Source organism: Atribacterota bacterium (assembly GCA_028703475.1).
Classification (GTDB): domain Bacteria; phylum Atribacterota; class Phoenicimicrobiia; order Phoenicimicrobiales; family Stramentimicrobiaceae; genus JAQVMU01.
Genome location: JAQVMU010000122.1, coordinates 1 through 3,074 on the forward strand (window position 1 = coordinate 1; position 3,074 = coordinate 3,074).

A 3,074-nucleotide genomic window follows, 5' to 3' on the forward strand; every position below is an offset into this window, starting at 1 on the left:
GAAAAGGAAGAGATAGACAAAAAAACATTATCGGTATCAGCCAAGCACTTCAAGAATGTCAGGACACTGGTTCTGGAAAAAACCGGGGCAAGTATGAATCTGATAGACAGTTATCTTGGTGCCTTTGGAATGCAATGTGAACTTACCAGCTCAGAAGACAGCGCAGTTAGTATGCTGGAAGCGTCTGATGGTAAATTTGCTAAACCTTTTGATTTGTTTATTCTGGATTACGAGACCCCACAGGAAGGTGGCTTTAAATTTATAGAGTCACTTCAGAAGAATGAAAATATTATCAGGATGCCAAAAATAATTATACTGCTTCCGATGATGAGAGAAGATTTATTTGATAAACTTAACGAACATGAAATAGATTTAGGTATCGGTAAACCAATCATTCCCTCAATTCTTTTAAATGGTATTCTGGACATTTTTAATTTAAAAGCAGTATCGGCATCTCAACCTGCTCTAAATAAAGAGGATATTATGGAAAAATCCGATAAAACCTACCGTGTATTATTGGCAGAAGATAACAAGACAAATCAGCTGATTGCAAAATCTCTTCTACAGAGAGTTGGCATTGAAACGATGATAGCGAATAACGGGAAAGAGGCTGTCGAACAATATATAAAGCATAAGGATGATATTGATTTGATACTAATGGATTTACATATGCCTGTTATGAATGGTTATGAGGCAGCTCAGGAAATCAGAAAAACGTCATCTGATATTCCCATTGTAGCTATGACTGCAGATGTAATCCTCGGTGTAAAGGAAAAGTGTGAGCAGAGTGGAATTCACCACTACCTAAGTAAGCCCTTTGACCCAGATAACTTTATTCACACAGTTAAAGAAATTATTATTGAAGAGGGGAGAAATAAAGATTAATATGTATGTATTAGATAAATCGGCTGGATTAAAAAATATGGCAGGTGATTTGGAACTTTACCAGGAAGTGTTACATGAATATTACAAGGAAAACGAGGGTACTCTGGAAAAGCTTTCCTTGGCTATAAGTGAAAAAAGATATGAGGATGCTACCCAGATTGTCCATAAGATTAAGGGCAGTTCAGGCAGTATAGGTGCCAGAGTGCTTTATGATGCTTCAGTAAAATTACAAAAAGCACTTAAGGAAGAAAAAGAAGAAGAAATATTGCCCCTGGAGGAAAAGTTCTCTGATTTGTTGAAAAAACTGTTTGAAGAAATAAAGGAATTTAAGGGTTAAAAAGGCTGTCCGGTAAAAGCATGTTCTATAATTAGGAGGATTTATGATGTCAATAAAAATATTAATTGCTGAGGATTCAGCATCAGACCGTTTGATCATTAGAAAGATGTTAAGCGAGTATTATATCCTGATTGCCTGTGATGGTTTAGAAGCCATGCAGCTAATACAGGAGCACAAAGATATTGATTTACTGATCCTGGATTTGAACATGCCCAAAATGGACGGCTTTGAAGTTTTATCAGAGTTAAAAACTGATAACAGATATAAAAAAATACGTACCATTATATTAACAAACTATGATGAGCTGGAAAATGAAATTAAAGGTTTGAGGTTTGGTGCAGTTGATTATGTGAGGAAACCTATCCAAATGGAATCCTTAAAAGCCAGAATAGATGTTCATGTTGAATTGATTAAGGCTCAGCAGGCACTTGAATATAAAATACATGAACAGGGATTAACATTTGATACGGTTTTTAACCAGGCACCTGTTGGAATAGCAATTTCATTTAGTAATGATTCAATTACAAATGAACAAAATAGCCATTTCAGCATAAATCCTATGTATGAGAAAATTACCGGGAGAACTGAAGAAGAGCTAAAAAAGATAGGCTGGGCAACGATTACCCATCCTGATGATCTGGAAGAAGACCTGAGGAATTATGATAAGCTCAAATCAGGGGAAATCGATAGCTATTCAATGGAGAAACGATTGATTAAAAAGGATGGTTCAATCGTTTGGGTATACCTGATTATGGCTTCTCTTGATTTATCCGGTGACTATCACTATAATCATATCGCCTTGCTTCAGGATATTACAACACGTAAAAAAATTGAAGCCGATCTCATAGAAAGTGAACGAAGTAAATCTGTGCTTCTATCCCATCTTCCTGGTCTAGCCTATAGATGTAATTACGATACGGAGAGAACAATGCAATATGTTTCGGATGGCTGTTTGGAATTAACCGGCTATTCACCAGAAAGCTTGTTGTACAATAAAGAATTATCCTTTAAAGAAATAGTAGCACCGGAATTTCGCGAGAGTGTCTGGAAAAAATGGCATTATTGCCTTATCAGTCAGTCATCTTTTAATTATGAGTATGAGATTATAACTGCCCGGGGAGAGCGGAAATGGGTTTTGGAGATGGGGGAAGGAATCTTTAATGAGAATAGTGAAATCAAAGCTCTTGAAGGAATCATTATTGATATAACGGATCGGAAAGCGATGGAGAATATTCTCAAATATAATAACGAGCATGACAGTTGGACTGGGTTATACAACCGTAACTATCTTGAAGAGCTTTTAATGAAAGATGCAAAAAAACAGATTACAAAGAAAAGAGCGCTAATAAATATAAATATGACTGCTGTGCAATCATTGACTATGGCATATGGTTTTCATTATACCCAGGATTTGATAAAAGAAATAGTCGATGTTCTCAATGCCCATTGTACAGATACACGACAATTATTTTACACTTATGAGAATCAATTTGTTTTTTATTTGAAAGGCTATCAATACAAAAAGCAACTCACTGATTTCTGCGATAAGGTTGCTAATACCCTGGAATCCTTGCTTGCTGCCGAGAGAGTTCGTGGTGGGATTGGAGTAGTAGAAATAGACCAGAATAATAAAAACGATGTGGATCAGCTTTTGAAAAATATCTTAATTGCTTCAGAAGAAGCATTTGCTATTGGTGACAGGGATTTTGGTATTTGTTTTTATGACACGGAAATAGAAACACAAATGATTCGCGAACAGGATATAAAACGCGAACTTGCCCAGATAGCAGCAGGTGAAAATGGTGACTGTCTGTTTTTGCAATATCAGCCGATTCTGGATCTTAAAACAAAC

At 36.1% G+C, this 3,074-nt stretch carries 3 protein-coding genes; all 3 read left to right on the forward strand.

The window, feature by feature from the left end:
• A partial coding sequence (locus PHQ99_08380; protein ID MDD4289587.1) for a response regulator occupies nt 1-885 on the forward strand: 885 nt, incomplete at its 5' end.
• A gap of 1 nt (nt 886) precedes the next feature.
• The gene (locus PHQ99_08385) at nt 887-1,222 is read left to right on the forward strand and encodes an Hpt domain-containing protein (protein MDD4289588.1); all 336 of its coding nucleotides are present in this window, start codon (nt 887-889) and stop codon (nt 1,220-1,222) included.
• Between the two features lie 43 nt (nt 1,223-1,265).
• A partial coding sequence (locus PHQ99_08390; GenBank protein ID MDD4289589.1) for a PAS domain S-box protein occupies nt 1,266-3,074 on the forward strand: 1,809 nt, incomplete at its 3' end.

Bases quoted from the DNA above. Each gene is read 5' to 3' on its own strand.
- PHQ99_08385 (MDD4289588.1), top strand. From the start codon at position 887: ATGTATGTATTAGATAAATCGGCTGGATTAAAAAATATGGCAGGTGAT.